The sequence below is a fragment of the Allomuricauda sp. MMSF_3307 genome, assembly GCF_030733585.1.
Taxonomy (GTDB): Bacteria; Bacteroidota; Bacteroidia; order Flavobacteriales; family Flavobacteriaceae; genus Flagellimonas.
Genome location: NZ_JASHIQ010000001.1, coordinates 346,475 through 360,689 on the forward strand (window position 1 = coordinate 346,475; position 14,215 = coordinate 360,689).

At 44.3% G+C, this 14,215-nt stretch carries 15 protein-coding genes; 13 read left to right on the top strand and 2 right to left on the bottom strand.

What is annotated here, in order from left to right; translation table 11 throughout:
- The first annotated feature begins 11 nt into the window (after positions 1–11).
- The 7 genes from panC (at position 12) to RBB12_RS01495 (ending at position 7,720) form a co-directional block, all read left to right on the top strand.
- A complete protein-coding gene (gene panC, locus RBB12_RS01465) occupies positions 12–860 on the top strand; it encodes a pantoate--beta-alanine ligase (protein ID WP_306012504.1) in 849 nt (282 codons plus the stop codon).
- A gap of 12 nt (positions 861–872) precedes the next feature.
- Complete coding sequence (gene panD, locus RBB12_RS01470; RefSeq protein ID WP_179383032.1) at positions 873–1,223, top strand: aspartate 1-decarboxylase; 351 nt, start codon at positions 873–875, stop codon at positions 1,221–1,223.
- 3 nt (positions 1,224–1,226) lie between these two features.
- Complete coding sequence (locus RBB12_RS01475; protein WP_306012505.1) at positions 1,227–2,192, top strand: lysylphosphatidylglycerol synthase transmembrane domain-containing protein; 966 nt, start codon at positions 1,227–1,229, stop codon at positions 2,190–2,192.
- 25 nt (positions 2,193–2,217) lie between these two features.
- Complete coding sequence (locus tag RBB12_RS01480) at positions 2,218–3,360, top strand: alpha/beta hydrolase (RefSeq protein WP_306012506.1); 1,143 nt, start codon at positions 2,218–2,220, stop codon at positions 3,358–3,360.
- Positions 3,361–3,395: 35 nt separating this feature from the next.
- Positions 3,396–3,914 (top strand): hypothetical protein, encoded by a 519-nt coding sequence (locus tag RBB12_RS01485; RefSeq protein WP_306012507.1) that lies wholly within the window; start codon positions 3,396–3,398, stop codon positions 3,912–3,914.
- An 81-nt stretch (positions 3,915–3,995) separates the two neighbouring features.
- The gene (gene radA, locus RBB12_RS01490; RefSeq protein WP_306012508.1) at positions 3,996–5,354 is read left to right on the top strand and encodes a DNA repair protein RadA; all 1,359 of its coding nucleotides are present in this window, start codon (positions 3,996–3,998) and stop codon (positions 5,352–5,354) included.
- Between the two features lie 209 nt (positions 5,355–5,563).
- Positions 5,564–7,720 carry a PQQ-binding-like beta-propeller repeat protein gene (locus RBB12_RS01495; RefSeq protein ID WP_306012509.1) on the top strand — a complete coding sequence of 719 codons (2,157 nt, stop codon included), beginning with the start codon at positions 5,564–5,566 and terminating at the stop codon, positions 7,718–7,720.
- A gap of 2 nt (positions 7,721–7,722) precedes the next feature.
- Here the strand turns inward: RBB12_RS01495 and RBB12_RS01500 are convergent, their stop codons facing one another.
- Together RBB12_RS01500 and RBB12_RS01505 are read right to left on the bottom strand one after the other, a co-directional pair.
- The gene (locus tag RBB12_RS01500; protein WP_179383037.1) at positions 7,723–8,763 is read right to left on the bottom strand and encodes an NADP(H)-dependent aldo-keto reductase; all 1,041 of its coding nucleotides are present in this window, start codon (positions 8,761–8,763) and stop codon (positions 7,723–7,725) included.
- A 60-nt stretch (positions 8,764–8,823) separates the two neighbouring features.
- Positions 8,824–9,588: an exodeoxyribonuclease III gene (locus tag RBB12_RS01505; RefSeq protein ID WP_306012510.1), complete on the bottom strand. Its 765-nt coding sequence runs from the start codon at positions 9,586–9,588 to the stop codon at positions 8,824–8,826.
- A gap of 133 nt (positions 9,589–9,721) precedes the next feature.
- Between RBB12_RS01505 and RBB12_RS01510 the strand changes: the two genes are divergently transcribed.
- From RBB12_RS01510 to RBB12_RS01535, 6 genes are all read left to right on the top strand, one after another.
- Positions 9,722–10,282: a cysteine hydrolase family protein gene (locus RBB12_RS01510; RefSeq protein WP_306012511.1), complete on the top strand. Its 561-nt coding sequence runs from the start codon at positions 9,722–9,724 to the stop codon at positions 10,280–10,282.
- A complete protein-coding gene (locus RBB12_RS01515; RefSeq protein WP_306012512.1) occupies positions 10,282–12,354 on the top strand; it encodes a TonB-dependent receptor family protein in 2,073 nt (690 codons plus the stop codon). Before RBB12_RS01510 ends, RBB12_RS01515 begins: the two co-directional genes overlap by 1 nt.
- A gap of 18 nt (positions 12,355–12,372) precedes the next feature.
- Complete coding sequence (locus RBB12_RS01520) at positions 12,373–12,720, top strand: iron chaperone (RefSeq protein WP_306012513.1); 348 nt, start codon at positions 12,373–12,375, stop codon at positions 12,718–12,720.
- Complete coding sequence (locus tag RBB12_RS01525; RefSeq protein ID WP_306012514.1) at positions 12,717–13,202, top strand: GyrI-like domain-containing protein; 486 nt, start codon at positions 12,717–12,719, stop codon at positions 13,200–13,202. Before RBB12_RS01520 ends, RBB12_RS01525 begins: the two co-directional genes overlap by 4 nt.
- A gap of 74 nt (positions 13,203–13,276) precedes the next feature.
- Complete coding sequence (locus tag RBB12_RS01530) at positions 13,277–13,531, top strand: autorepressor SdpR family transcription factor (RefSeq protein ID WP_179383042.1); 255 nt, start codon at positions 13,277–13,279, stop codon at positions 13,529–13,531.
- Between the two features lie 3 nt (positions 13,532–13,534).
- Entirely contained in the window at positions 13,535–14,176 is a 642-nt protein-coding gene (locus tag RBB12_RS01535) for an SdpI family protein (RefSeq protein ID WP_306012515.1), read from the top strand.
- Positions 14,177–14,215 lie beyond the last annotated feature (39 nt).

The following is a 14,215-nucleotide window of genomic DNA, read 5'->3' on the forward strand; positions in this document are numbered from 1 at the left end:
TGTACCTGTATATGAAGATATTCGACCGAAAAAAAGACCTCAACACCTTTACGCTGCAACAGCGGAAAAAAGACTGTACCATTGGTCTTGTGCCCACCATGGGAGCGTTGCACAGCGGTCATATCTCTTTGGTAAAAAAAGCCCTCTCCGAAAATGACCTGGTCGTGGTAAGCATATTTGTGAATCCCACACAGTTCGACAAAAAGGATGACCTTGAAAAATATCCCCGCACTTTTGAAAAGGATATCGATTTATTAAGACAAGTATCCGATAAGATTGTCGTGTTCGCACCTACTGTGGATGAAATCTATGAAGGTAAAGTCGCATCCGAATCCTATGAATTTGAAGGTCTGGACAAGGTAATGGAAGGAGAATTCCGGTCCGGGCATTTTGATGGCGTTGGCACCATTGTGGAACTTTTGCTCCGAACCGTGGCCCCGGACAGGGCCTACTTTGGCGAAAAGGATTTTCAGCAATTGCAGATCATTCGGAAAATGGCCGAAATCAAGCATTTGCCGTATACCATAATAGGGTGTCCCATTGAAAGGGAACCCCATGGCCTGGCCATGAGTTCACGTAATGAAAGACTGTCAAAAACGACTAGGGAACAGGCTGGCTTTATCCATAACACGCTGCAAACTGCCAAAACAAAATTTGGCACGGAAAGTGCACTGGATATAAAGGATTGGGTAACCTCGGAATTTCAAGGAAACCCACTGTTTGAGCTTGAATATTTTGAAATTGCCGACGAGCATACCTTAACACCGGCATTAAAAATTCAAGACAACCAAAAATATAGGGCGTTCATTGCCGTTTATGCCGACGGTGTTCGCTTAATTGATAATCTAAGATTGAATTGATAATTTTGCACCATGCAAGTAGAAGTCGTAAAGTCCAAAATTCACCGAGTAAAAGTAACCGGAGCCGACCTTAACTATATCGGAAGCATCACCATAGACGAAAATCTGATGGATGCCGCCAATATTATTAGGGGAGAAAAAGTGCAGATCGTGAACAACAACAATGGTGAGCGATTGGAAACTTACGCCATACCAGGCCCCAGAGGTTCTGGCGAACTCACCCTGAACGGTGCCGCTGCCCGAAAAGTGGCCGTAGGCGACGTTTTGATCTTGATCACCTATGCCTGGATGGATATCGAAAAGGCAAAGACATTTAATCCTGCATTGGTATTCCCCAACGAGGAAACCAATCTACTCCAATAGATTTTGGGCAAATCCCTAAAAAAATTCCTTAAACTTTTTGTACCCATCGCTTTTGGGCTCTTCTTGGTTTGGTACTCCTACAACTCCACCACACCTGAAGAACGGGAACAAATCCTCCACTATATTTCCAATGCCAGCCCATTTTGGGTGGGTATTTCCGTGATCATCGGGATTTTGAGCCACATTTCCAGAGCGGTCCGTTGGAAATATCTTTTGGAACCTATGGGATATCGGCCAAAGACCATCAACACCATCTTCATCGTATTGATTTCCTATTTTGCCAACTTGGGTATACCCCGCTCGGGCGAAATATTAAGGGCCACCGCACTCACCACCTACGAAAAGGTCCCTTTTGAAAAAGGCTTCGGAACCATTGTCACGGAAAGGGTCATAGACCTCTTGATGCTTTTGATCATCATTTTGGTTACCCTCGTACTTCAAACGGACTTTATTCTAGGATTTCTGGAGCAACGAGGAGTAAACCTCATCGGGGCCATTGGAATTTTATTTGTTGGGATAGTCGGTCTTTTTCTGGGGTCGTACATCATCCGAAAATCAAAATCGCCATTGGCGTTAAAGTTGAAAGGCTTCTTGGGCGGACTTCAAGATGGGGTGCTCAGCCTCTTCAGAATGAAAAACAAATGGCCGTTCATCCTTCATACGGTTTTTATCTGGACCGCCTATTTTGGTATGTTCTGGGTGATAAAATACACGGTTGAAGAAACCGTTCCACTCTCCATGGGCGAACTATTGGTGGCCTTTGTCGCAGGGGCCTTCGCCATGTCGACCACCAACGGTGGAATTGGCCTTTACCCCATAGCCGTAAGTGCCGCATTGGGCATCTATGGCATCAGCTCTGTTTCTGGTGATGCTTTCGGTTGGATCATGTGGATTGCACAAACCATGATGGTCGTCCTTTTCGGTACAATATCCTTCATCGTATTACCGTTATTGAATAGAAATCGGTAAGCCCCGACCGCCCAAAACTTAACCAATGAAAAAATGTCTATTGCTACTGATAGGCTTCACCTGCTTGAACCTAGGCGCACAAGTAAAAAAGGAAATATTCGAATCCTTTAAACTACAGGAACGACGCGATGTTTCCTACTACTTTCCAGAAGATTACGACGAAGAAAAATCGTATCCACTCATCGTGGTACTCGACGCCGAACATTTGTTCGACCTTGTCGTGGCCAACGTAAAATTCCAAAGCAGCTTTGATCGTATGCCCCAAGCTATTGTGGTAGGCGTGGATCAATTGGAGAATGACATTCGCTGGGAAGATTGCGCCTTCGAAGAGGTTTCGGGCCTACCATCCGAAAAAGGAAAGCTGTTCTTTGAGTTTTTGGGCACTGAAATCATTCCATACCTAGAGACCAGTTACAATGTGGCTCCATTCAAAATGTTTGTTGGGTACGATATCACCGCTAATTTTGGCAACTACTATTTGTTCAAGGATAGATCATTGTTCAATTCGTACATTAGCATTTCGCCTGTTTTGGCCACTGAAATGGAAAGTAGGGTGCCTGCACGTCTCTCAGAGCTCGACCAGACCATTTTTTACAATCTGATCGTGGAAAAAGCCCCGACAGATGATCGCCAGCGCGTACTTCAAATGAATGCCAGCATCAAATCCATCACCAAAGAATCCCTGCATTACTTTTTTGATGAATATGAAAATGCCGATCACACCTCCATTGCCGCCTATGGCATAAGCAAAGCTTTCGATAATGTTTTCCGGATATACCGACCCATTACACCAGCGGAATACAAATCCGATATTCTGACCTCTGAAGAGCCTGTTTTCAACTATCTGGAAACACGATATGGCACTATTAAGGACCTCTTTGGTTTTGAAAAACCGGTGGAACTCAATGATATTATGGCCATTTATGCGGCCTGCCTTAAAAAGGAGGATTATGAATCCTTAAAACCGCTGGCAGAGCTTTGCAAAAAGGAATTCCCCGAAACCATGATGGGCTTTTATTTTGAAGCAGAACACTACGAGTTTATCGGAGAGCCCAAAAAAGCATTCAAGACCTTTGAAAAAGCCTTCCAAATGGAAGAAATCGACTTTTTGACCAAGGATTTGGCCCTTCAAAAAATCGATGCGCTCAAGGAAGACTTTGGGTATTGATTATCTTCGTTTTTATATTGTCAGAATAGTCTATTTTGGAAGAAATCGAAAATAAAATAAAGGAAAAGCTCACTTACTTAGAATTGAATCTATCATTTGAGCAAAAACAACATTTTCACCTCAGGTCAATTAATAATTTTGTCTATCATATCTTCAATAGAAATGCTAAGGCATATAAAAGTAAGAGTAGACTAGTTCAAATAAATATTGAAAGAAATAAAAAGCTGTTGCTTGAATATCTTGACACAGTTATAACTGAACACAAAATTACCGGCAATAATAATGAAATGTATAACTCTAAAGCCCTTTATAAAATTTATGTTAGCGGTATTGGTGAGTTTATGAACAAAAACTTTGGCTTTTCATTTAGCGGAGGAAACTTCAAATACTTAACACTATTAATTTGGGCAACGTTGGGAGGAATAATCGATCTGATTCTATGGATTACAACAAAATATGTTGCCTATTACTTCACTATAGGTTTTATCTGCCTTGCCATATCAAGGCATGAACTGAAAAAAGCTCAAAAAAAACTCTACGGTCCCAATTATTAATTTTTCAGAAATCTGACATTACAAGAATCCATCAATCCAACAATCAAAATCCATATCTTTAGGCCCCTCATTGAATTCTGAATGGCCAAGACCAAAACAACATTCTTTTGTCAAAATTGCGGCGCCCAATTCCCTAAATGGATCGGACAATGTTCCTCCTGCAAGGAATGGAACACCATTGTGGAAGAAGTCATCCAAAAAGAGGACAAAAAAAGTTGGCGAACCGACACCGTTGCCAAACAGGCCAATAAACCGCTTCGCGTTTCCGAAATCACCCAAGAGAAGGAACTGCGCTTGGATACCTTGGACCAAGAGTTCAACCGTGTGTTGGGCGGTGGATTGGTACCAGGCTCATTGACCTTGTTGGGCGGGGAACCAGGTATCGGAAAAAGTACGCTGTTGCTTCAGATTGCGCTAAAACTGCCCTACAAAATCCTTTATGTGTCGGGCGAGGAAAGTCAGCGACAGATAAAAATGCGAGCCGACCGGATTCAGCCCAACAGCGAGAATTGCTATATCCTCACTGAAACGAAAACGCAGAATATATTTCAACAGATCACTACCATAGAGCCCGATTTGGTGATCATTGATTCCATCCAGACCTTACATACCGATTATATCGAATCCGCTGCGGGGAGCATTTCCCAAATCAGGGAATGCACCGCGGAACTCATCAAGTTTGCCAAGGAAAGTCATACCCCTGTTATTTTGGTTGGACACATCACCAAGGATGGCACCATTGCAGGACCCAAGATTTTGGAACATATGGTGGATACCGTTCTCCAATTTGAAGGAGACCGCAATTATGTGTACCGAATCCTTCGATCCCTTAAAAACCGCTTCGGTTCCACAGCTGAACTCGGCATTTACGAGATGCAGGGAAGCGGCCTACGTGAAGTGAACAATCCATCGGAAGTGTTGATTTCCAAAAATGACGAAGACCTCAGCGGTACTGCCATCGCAGCCACTGTGGAAGGTATGCGCCCTTTGTTGATAGAGATTCAGGCTCTGGTCAGCACAGCCGTCTACGGCACACCGCAACGTTCCGCCACAGGTTTCAACGCCAAACGTTTGAACATGCTCTTGGCCGTTTTGGAAAAAAGGGCAGGTTTTAAATTGGCCGCAAAAGATGTTTTTTTGAACATTACCGGGGGTATCTCCGTAGATGACCCTGCTATCGATTTGGCCGTAATGGCCGCTATCCTATCCAGCAACTCCGACATTGCCATTGAAAAAGGTGTTTGCTTTGCGGCAGAAGTCGGACTTGCAGGAGAAATCAGGCCAGTACAACGGGTGGACCAACGCATACTCGAAGCTGAAAAATTGGGCTTTTCCAAAATATTTGTCTCCAAAAACAATAAAATCGGTTTAAAACAATCCGGTATACAGATTCAAAAAGTATACAAGATTGAGGATGTTGTTTCCCATCTCTTCGGGTAACCCTCCTTTTCGTGGTTTATTTCTATATTTAAGGGCTGATTCCTTTAAACGAAAAATTGTCAGGTCGAGCGCAGTCGAGACCTCATTTTAAAACGTTTGGTTTAATCACTTCTCGACTTATGTTCATCTTGAGCGTAACCGAAAGACTCAAAGAGACACGGTATCATGATTGATTATAAATACTCAATTCATAAACTTTCAAACTGCACATGAAAAGATATTTCCCCCTAGCCTTATTGACGCTATTGACAGCTTGCTCAAACTTTGACAAAAACAAAGCGGACAAGCCCTATTTTACAACCTGGGAGCACTATTTGGGCGACCCCGAACGAACACACTACTCCAATCTGGATCAAATTGACACAGCAAATGTTTCCCAACTAAAATTGGCATGGAGCTATAAAAGTGGCGGACTTCAAGAGGGCAGAACAACTCAGATTCAAACCAGTCCATTAATGGTTGATGAGATCCTTTATGGCGTAAACGCCGCCATAGAGCTGTTTGCTTTGGACGCAACTACTGGCAAGGAAATCTGGAAATTCTCGCCAAAAGCCAAAGATGAATCAGGTTTGGGGCTTAATCGGGGCCTAAATTATTGGAAATCCGATGGAGAGCATCCCAGCCGTATCTTTTTCTCATCGGGACCCAAACTTTATGCTGTAGACATAATCACTGGCGAACCCATTTCTTCATTTGGCAACAACGGCAGTATTGATTTAAGGGAGGGTCTGGGCAGGGAACCCAGCAAATTATCCGTGGTATCGAACACGCCCGGCGCAGTTTTTCAAAATATATTGATTCAAGGTACTCGAGTGGGCGAAGGTCCAGGCTCCTCACCAGGACATATCCGTGCCTATGATGTGCTCACAGGTGAAATTTTATGGACCTTCCATACCATTCCACAACCCGGGGAATTTGGTTATGACACCTGGCCAGCGGAAGCATATAAAAAGGTAGGAGGTGCCAATAGTTGGCCCGGTATGGCCTTGGACACCGAACAGGGCATTGTTTATATTCCCACGGGCTCAGCGGCTTTTGATTGGTATGGGGGCGACCGGGAAGGTGCCAACCTTTTTGCCAATTCCCTACTGGCCCTCAATGCCAACACAGGCGAACGGATTTGGCATTTTCAAATGGTGCACCACGATATTTGGGACCGCGATTTGCCTGCGCCACCCAATCTAGTTGATATTGAACGGGACGGACAAACCATTCCTGCCGTAGCACAGGTTACCAAAAGCGGGCATGTGTTTGTATTCAACCGCATCACGGGAGAACCTTTGTTTCCCATCGAGGAAAAAGCCTATCCCGGTTCCACATTGCTCGGTGAAAAGGCATTTGAAACCCAACCCTTACCCCTAAAACCAGCCCCATTTGCACGTCAGATATTGACAGAAGAGGATTTGTATGCGCCCGACCGCACCGCATTTGTGGATGATTTGGTTTCAGGGAACAAAACTGAAAATACACCCACCGTGCTTGAAAAGTTCAGGTCTATCACATCCAAAGGACAATTTATTCCCATGGACACCACGGGTGTAATCCTATTCCCCGGTGCCGATGGGGGAGCCGAATGGGGCGGGGCTGCCCTCGACCCTCGTGATGGGGTGATGTACGTGAATGCCAATGAAATGGCTTGGATCATTAAAATGAAAGAGGTTGGTGGCGGTGCCGAAGGCTCCAGCGTTGGACAAAGTCTGGCACAAATCCATTGCGCCCGATGCCATGGTGGGGAACTGCAAGGTTTGGCCGGTATTCCAGCACTCCAGAATATAAAGTTGCGTTTGGAAGCCGATTCCATAAAGACCATCATCCAAAAAGGGCGTGGTGCCATGCCGGGCATGCCCAACCTTTCCACGGATGAAACTGATGCCATTACGGAGTTTCTTATGGGTATGGAACAAGCAAAAGACCACCGGGTGGAAAAAATAAATGTAGATGTGCCCTATTCGGTCGCTAGTTTCGCACGATTTAAGGATGATAGGGGCTATCCCGTTGTGAAACCGCCATGGGGAACCTTGAATGCCATTGACCTCAACACAGGTGAGTATCTATGGACCGTGCCTCTGGGCCACGAGGAAAGTTTACAGGACCCAAACTTACCCGTTTCTGGACTCGAAAATTACGGCGGGCCTGCCATCACCAAAGGTGGGGTGCTTTTTATTGCCGCCACCAAGGATGAAAAAATCCGTGCGTTCCATATGAAAACAGGTGAGCAGCTCTGGGAAGACAAACTTCCTGCAGGCGGTTATGCCACTCCAATCACCTATCAAGTGGATGGCAAGCAATACCTTGTCATTTCTTGCGGGGGCGGAAAAATGGGAACTGCCTCGGGTGATGAATATCGGGCATACGCCCTCGAATAAGTTTAAGGTGCGGGATTTGGAATGGTGTTGTGGATTTCCTCAATGCCATCCAACACCTCATCGGAAAGGTCTACATCAATACTGGCAATGTTTTCCTTGAGTTGTTCCATACTGGTTGCACCAATGATGTTACTCGTTAAAAATGGCCGGGTATTTACAAAAGCCAATGCCATTTGGGCGAGGCTAAGGTCGTGTGCTTTGGCCAATTCCGCATAAGCTTCGGTAGCTTGGGTGGCAGTCTCCCCGCTATATCGGTTATAATTTGGAAACAACGTTACCCTGGCCTTTCTTGGAGGAACATCTGTAAGGTATTTACCGCTTAGCACTCCAAAACCTAAGGGAGAATACGCCAAAAGTCCGATTTGTTCGCGCATGGAAATTTCGGAAAGACCCACCTCGAACAAACGGTTCAGCAAACTATAAGGGTTCTGGATGGTCTTCATCCTCGGCAAGGATTGGTGTACCTTGCTTTCTTCCAAATACCGCATGGTACCCCATGGCGTCTCATTGGAAATCCCAACGTGGCGGATTTTGCCTTCCGCAATTAAGTCACGCAACGTTTCCAATACTTGATGGATATTGTCATCCCAAACATCAACGGCATGGGCATTATACCCGCGTTGTCCAAAATAATTGGTCTTCCGCTCTGGCCAGTGCAATTGGTATAGGTCGATATAATCCGTTTGAAGGCGCTTTAAACTGCCCTCCACCGCACTGATGATGGATTCCTTGCTGAAGCCCGAGTCACGGATATGCCGTGCTGCGTGCCCTGGCCCTGCAATTTTGGATGCCAGCACCACTTTATCCCGATTGCCCGTTTTTTTGAACCAGTTTCCAATCAATTCTTCGGTAACAGCATAGAGTTCCTTTTTTGAAGGGATTGGGTATAATTCCGCGGTATCGAAAAAGTTCACCCCTTGATCCAGGGCATAGTCCATTTGCTCATGGGCATCATCTTCATTATTCTGGCGGCCCCACGTCATAGTACCTAAGCAAATTTTACTGATGCGGATATCGGTATGTGGAATTCTGGTATATTTCATCGTTTACTATTTAGGACGGTTAAAGGTAAGGAATCAGAAATATCGGCCTTTACGGGAACGTTATTTTTCCACTTCCAACAAAATGGGACAATGATCGCTGTGCTTGGCTTCGGAAAGGATAACGGAACGCTTTAATCGATCTTGTAAAGGCTCGGCCACCATGCCGTAATCCAAACGCCATCCTTTATTATTGGCCCTGGCATTGGCGCGGTAACTCCACCAGGTATAATTGTCGGGTTCCTTGTTGAAATGTCGGAAACTATCAATAAAGCCACTTTTCATAAAATTGCCGATCCACTCGCGTTCTACGGGCAAAAATCCAGACACATTCTTGTTTCGGACGGGATCATGGATATCGATGGCTTCGTGACAAATATTGTAATCCCCGCATACAATAAGATTGGGACGTTCCTTTCGAAGCTCCTCGGAATATTTTTGAAAATCCGCCATGTAGGTCAATTTAAAATCCAAGCGGTCCATATTGGTCCCAGAAGGCAAATACATGCTCATTATGGACAGGTCTCCGTAGTCGGCTCTGATATTTCGCCCTTCATGGTCCATATAGTCGACACCCGTACCAAATTCCACATGGTCCGGCTTCTCTTTACAAAGTAAAGCCACACCACTATACCCTTTTTTCTGGGCACTGAACCAGTAGTGATGGGGATACCCAGCCTCCTCAAAAAGTTGGGTGTCCACCTGGTCCTCCATGGCCTTGGTCTCTTGAAGACAGATGATATCGGGGGAAACCGTTTGTAACCAATCCACAAATCCTTTGTTCATTGCGGCACGGATTCCGTTGACATTGTATGATGCGATTTTCATAAAATCAAATTTCCTCAAAAATAGCCATTGTGGCTGGCTCCTTAAAATTGATTTTAATGATCAGAGCATCGAATAATAGAATCGCAGTCCAACTCTTGATCTTTTCCCTTAATTTTATGGCAAAATGGCCAGCATGACCTCACTTGTTTTGATAGATATCCAACTCGGTCTTCAGGAAACCTCCTTTTATGGCACGGAACGAAACCATCCAAACGCCGAAGAAAATTGTGGCAGGCTACTACACTTTTTTAGATCCAAACAATTGCCCGTTTTCCACGTAAAGCATAACTCCACCAATCTAAGTTCGCCCTTGCACCCCAGCAAGATGAGCAACAATTTTCATCCAGCCGTAGAACCTTTGGTGAGTGAGCCCGTATTGGAAAAAACAGTGAATAGCGCTTTTATCGGAACAGACCTTGAGCTTCGTTTAAAAGCTTTGAACATCACCGATATCGTAGTGGCAGGGCTCACTATGGAGCACTGTATTTCCACTTCGGTGCGAATGGCCTCCAACTTGGGCTTTCATGTGACCTTGGTCTCTGACGCCACGGCAGCTTTCGACAAAGTGGGGTTTGACGGGAACCGATATGGCGCTGATGTAATCTTCCATACCGAGTTGGCCAGCTTAAAAGATGAATTTGCCACCATCAAGGATACGGATACCTTGTTGGAAGAACTCGATAAATCAGTTTAATGAAATTGAAAACAAAAGGACTTCCCTTATTTGCTCTTTTATTTGTACTCCAAAGCTTTTCACAACAGAATCAACCCAAGGATTCCATTACTGCCCTGGAAGAAGTGATCTTGACCCAAGATGCCATTCCCAAAAAGGCAACGGGCATCACTTCCTCGTCGAAAATTTCGGCCCAGACCTTTGAGCGGTTCAATCCTACCGACATTCCCTCGGCCATAAACCAGATTTCGGGAGTATACATTTTGTCTGGTGCCATCAATACCAATCGTATCACCATACGGGGCATCGGGGCCAGAACTCCCTATGGCACAAACAAACTACGGATGTATTTTAACGGTATTCCAGTAACCAATGGAACCGGAGTCTCAACCATTGAAGCCTACGACGTGGAGGATTTGGGCGCCGTTGAGATCATCAAGGGACCAAAAGCCACGGCTTATGGTTCCAATTTGGGCGGAGCCATTTTATTGGACACCAAAGCTTCCGTCGAGGACAAGACACAGCTTATCAATTCCTTTACCATGGGATCCTACAATATGCTCAAGGACAACTTGACCTTTTCCCATTCCGAAAGTGGATTGAACATTTCCTTGAGCTACAATCATTTGGAAACGGATGGGTTTAGACAGAACAGTAGGTTTGAGCGTGATGGTCTATTGCTGAACACCCAGTTTCGAACCGGACAAAAAAGCAGCATGGCCCTTTTGGTCAATTATATCGATTATACGGCCCAAATTCCGAGTTCAATCAATCAAACGGACTTTGTAGAAGACCCCACAAGAGCTCCCAACAATTGGCTGGAATCACAAGGTTTTGAGGCAAATGATTATATTTTGACAGGTTTGTCCCATACCTACCAGTTCTCCGAAACCTTTGAGAATACCACCAGTATTTTTTACACCTACTTGGACCATTACGAACCAAGACCGTTCAATATTTTGGATGAATTTACCAATGGTTTTGGTCTTCGGAGTCGTTTTACTTGTAAATGGGGAAAGGCTGATTTCTCCTTCGGAGGTGAATTGTACAAAGATGAATACCACTGGGGTACTTTCGAAAATTTGTACGAAGAAAACAATGGCAATGGCAGCTTACAAGGTGAACAATTGAGCGACAACACCGAGTTTAGGCGACAGCTCAACCTTTTTGGAACGGTAACCTATCCCATCACCACACAACTTACCGCGCAATTTGGCCTCAATGTGAACAAGACACATTACGATTTTAGGGACCTGTTCAATCAAGGGGATGCCAATGCATCCGCCGAACGCGATTTCGATGCCATTATACTTCCCAATCTAGGAATCCGCTATCAACTGAAAAACGGGGAACTCTACGCCAACCTGAGTAGGGGTTTTTCGAACCCTAGTTTAGAGGAAACTTTGACACCTGATGGCGTCATCAACCCAGATATTGCACAAGAAACAGGAACCAATTATGAACTGGGCAGTACCTGGCAACTATGGGGAAACAAACTCTCGGCCAACGTGGCCCTCTATCGAATGAACGTTAAAAATCTGCTGGTGGCCCAACGGGTGGGTGAAGATGAGTTTATTGGCCGAAATGCTGGTGAAACACGCCATCAAGGCTTCGAGGTGGATGTACAGTACCGGGAAAAACTTTCCCCGTCCATCACCTTTTCACCCTACCTGAGCTACACGCTTAACGACCATAGTTTCGTGGATTTTGTGGATGGAGACAATGATTTTTCGGGCAATCCGCTTACGGGAGTCCCTAAAAACCGCTTAAGCTCTGGTATCGATTTTAGGCATTCCAGTGGATTGCAACTGAACCTCATCCATCAATTTGTGGATGACATTCCGTTAACGGATGCCAATACCCTCAGCAGCGATTCTTTTAATGTGTTCCATGCCAAAATGAGCTTTGCCACTCCGATTTCAACCCATGTGAATTTGGGATTGAATGTTGGCATCAACAATATATTTGACACGAACTATGCCCAATCGGTACTGATCAATGCCGTTGGATTTGGTGGTTCACAACCCCGATATTATTATCCGGGCAATGGCCGGAATTATTTTGTAGGGTTCCGATTGAACTATGTATTTTAAAGTGGAAAAAATTTGAATGTGAACGAAATCGATCAGTATATAAGTCAGTTTCCGATGGAGGTCCAAAAGCAATTACAGCGTATACGGACCATCATCAAAAAGGCAGCGCCGGATGCAGTGGAGCAAATAGTTTATGGTATGCCTGGATACAAAACTAATGGTAAACCTTTGGTTTACTTTGCTGGATATAAAAACCACATCGGTTTTTACGCAACCCCATCGGGACACGAGGCATTTCAAAAAGAGCTTTCAAAATACAAACAAGGAAAGGGTTCCGTACAGTTTCCTTTGAACCAGACTATTCCTTTTGACCTCATTGAACAAATTGTTAGGTTTAGGTTCCAAGAGAACGCAGAAAAATCATGACGCCAAACATAACAACTTTACCCAAGATCCATTTAATAGGCCAGAACATCAAAACATCCTTTGCCAACGACAAAACCGTTGAGCTCTGGCGCAGTTTTATGTCTCGTAAAAAAGAAGTACAACACCAAAAGGACGATAATCTCTATTCCGTTGAAATCTACCCCAACTCTTCCTTTTTTGATGCTTTTGACCCGACAAAGACATTTGAAAAATGGGCGGCTATTTCAGTTTCCAAAATAGAAGAAATCCCAAAGGACATGGAAGCCTTGACCATACCCGAGGGACTGTATGCGGTATTTCATTACAAAGGAAAGCCAAGCGAGGCCATGGATACCTTCCAATATATGTATGGGGAATGGCTGCCAAATTCAGCATACGAGATGGATGGCCGACCATTTTTTGCACTCATGGGTGAAGCTTATAAAGGAGAGCATCCAGACTCGGAAGAAAGCTTTTGGCTACCGATAAGGCATAAGTTATAGATCAACACATTTCCTTTAAATCCAACTTTGAAAATTGAAATTTTATTTAGATATTTATCTAAATAACTAAGTGAATGAACAAACTGTTCAAAGCCCTCAATGATGAAACTCGAAGACAAATTGTGGAACTCCTTAAAGAAAAGGATATGAATGCCGGGGAGATTGCAGAAAGATTTGATATTTCAAAACCGAGTATTTCGCATCATTTGGACATACTGAAGCAAGCTGACTTGGTGAGTAGCGAAAAAAGGGGGCAGTTTGTGGAATACTCCCTCAACACCACCATTTTGGAAGATTTGATTAACTGGATACTAACCTTAAAGAAATAAATTATGAATCTTAAAAAGGAACTACCGCTTATCGGAATCGTGCTGCTACCCTTTGTTTACTTGGCCTATGTTTGGAACCAACTACCAGCCCAAGTACCTATGCACTACAATATTGAGGGCGAAATAGACCGGTATGGCAATAAGTCCGAACTCATCTTGATTCCAATTATGACCTCGTTGCTCATCTATCTGATTTTTTTGGCAGTTCCCTATATCGACCCAAAAAAACAGATTCAAAAAATGGGCGGTAAGTATGATACCTTAAAATTTATCATCACCACATTCATGTCCATCTTGGCGCTGTTCATCATCTATACTGCCAAAAATCAAACTTTGACAGACCCAGATTATATTTTGTTAGGCTGTGGAGTTCTCTTCCTTATTTTAGGAAATTACTTTAAAACCCTAAAAGCGAACTATTTTATCGGTATCCGAACTCCATGGACCTTGGAATCTGAAAGTGTCTGGAAGGCGACCCATAAACTTGCCGGTAAAATTTGGTTCTTGGGCGGGCTGCTCATCATCCTATCCTGTCTCATTCTGGATGGCAAAACCAACTTTATTGTTTTTATATGCATAACCGCAATAATGGTATTGGTACCCGTGCTGTATTCCTATCTATTGTTTCGGAAACAGGAGGCGTAATTTCAATCATTCGACAAAAGCACCCCCAAGGTTTCCCAC

Coding starts and splice junctions, on each gene's coding strand:
- panC (WP_306012504.1), top strand. CDS start 12: ATGAAGATATTCGACCGAAAAAAAGACCTCAACACCTTTACGCTGCAA.
- panD (WP_179383032.1), top strand. CDS start 873: ATGCAAGTAGAAGTCGTAAAGTCCAAAATTCACCGAGTAAAAGTAACC.
- RBB12_RS01480 (WP_306012506.1), top strand. CDS start 2,218: ATGAAAAAATGTCTATTGCTACTGATAGGCTTCACCTGCTTGAACCTA.
- radA (WP_306012508.1), top strand. CDS start 3,996: ATGGCCAAGACCAAAACAACATTCTTTTGTCAAAATTGCGGCGCCCAA.
- RBB12_RS01495 (WP_306012509.1), top strand. CDS start 5,564: ATGAAAAGATATTTCCCCCTAGCCTTATTGACGCTATTGACAGCTTGC.
- RBB12_RS01500 (WP_179383037.1), bottom strand. CDS start 8,763: ATGAAATATACCAGAATTCCACATACCGATATCCGCATCAGTAAAATT.
- RBB12_RS01505 (WP_306012510.1), bottom strand. CDS start 9,588: ATGAAAATCGCATCATACAATGTCAACGGAATCCGTGCCGCAATGAAC.
- RBB12_RS01510 (WP_306012511.1), top strand. CDS start 9,722: ATGACCTCACTTGTTTTGATAGATATCCAACTCGGTCTTCAGGAAACC.
- RBB12_RS01515 (WP_306012512.1), top strand. CDS start 10,282: ATGAAATTGAAAACAAAAGGACTTCCCTTATTTGCTCTTTTATTTGTA.
- RBB12_RS01525 (WP_306012514.1), top strand. CDS start 12,717: ATGACGCCAAACATAACAACTTTACCCAAGATCCATTTAATAGGCCAG.
- RBB12_RS01530 (WP_179383042.1), top strand. CDS start 13,277: ATGAACAAACTGTTCAAAGCCCTCAATGATGAAACTCGAAGACAAATT.
- RBB12_RS01535 (WP_306012515.1), top strand. CDS start 13,535: ATGAATCTTAAAAAGGAACTACCGCTTATCGGAATCGTGCTGCTACCC.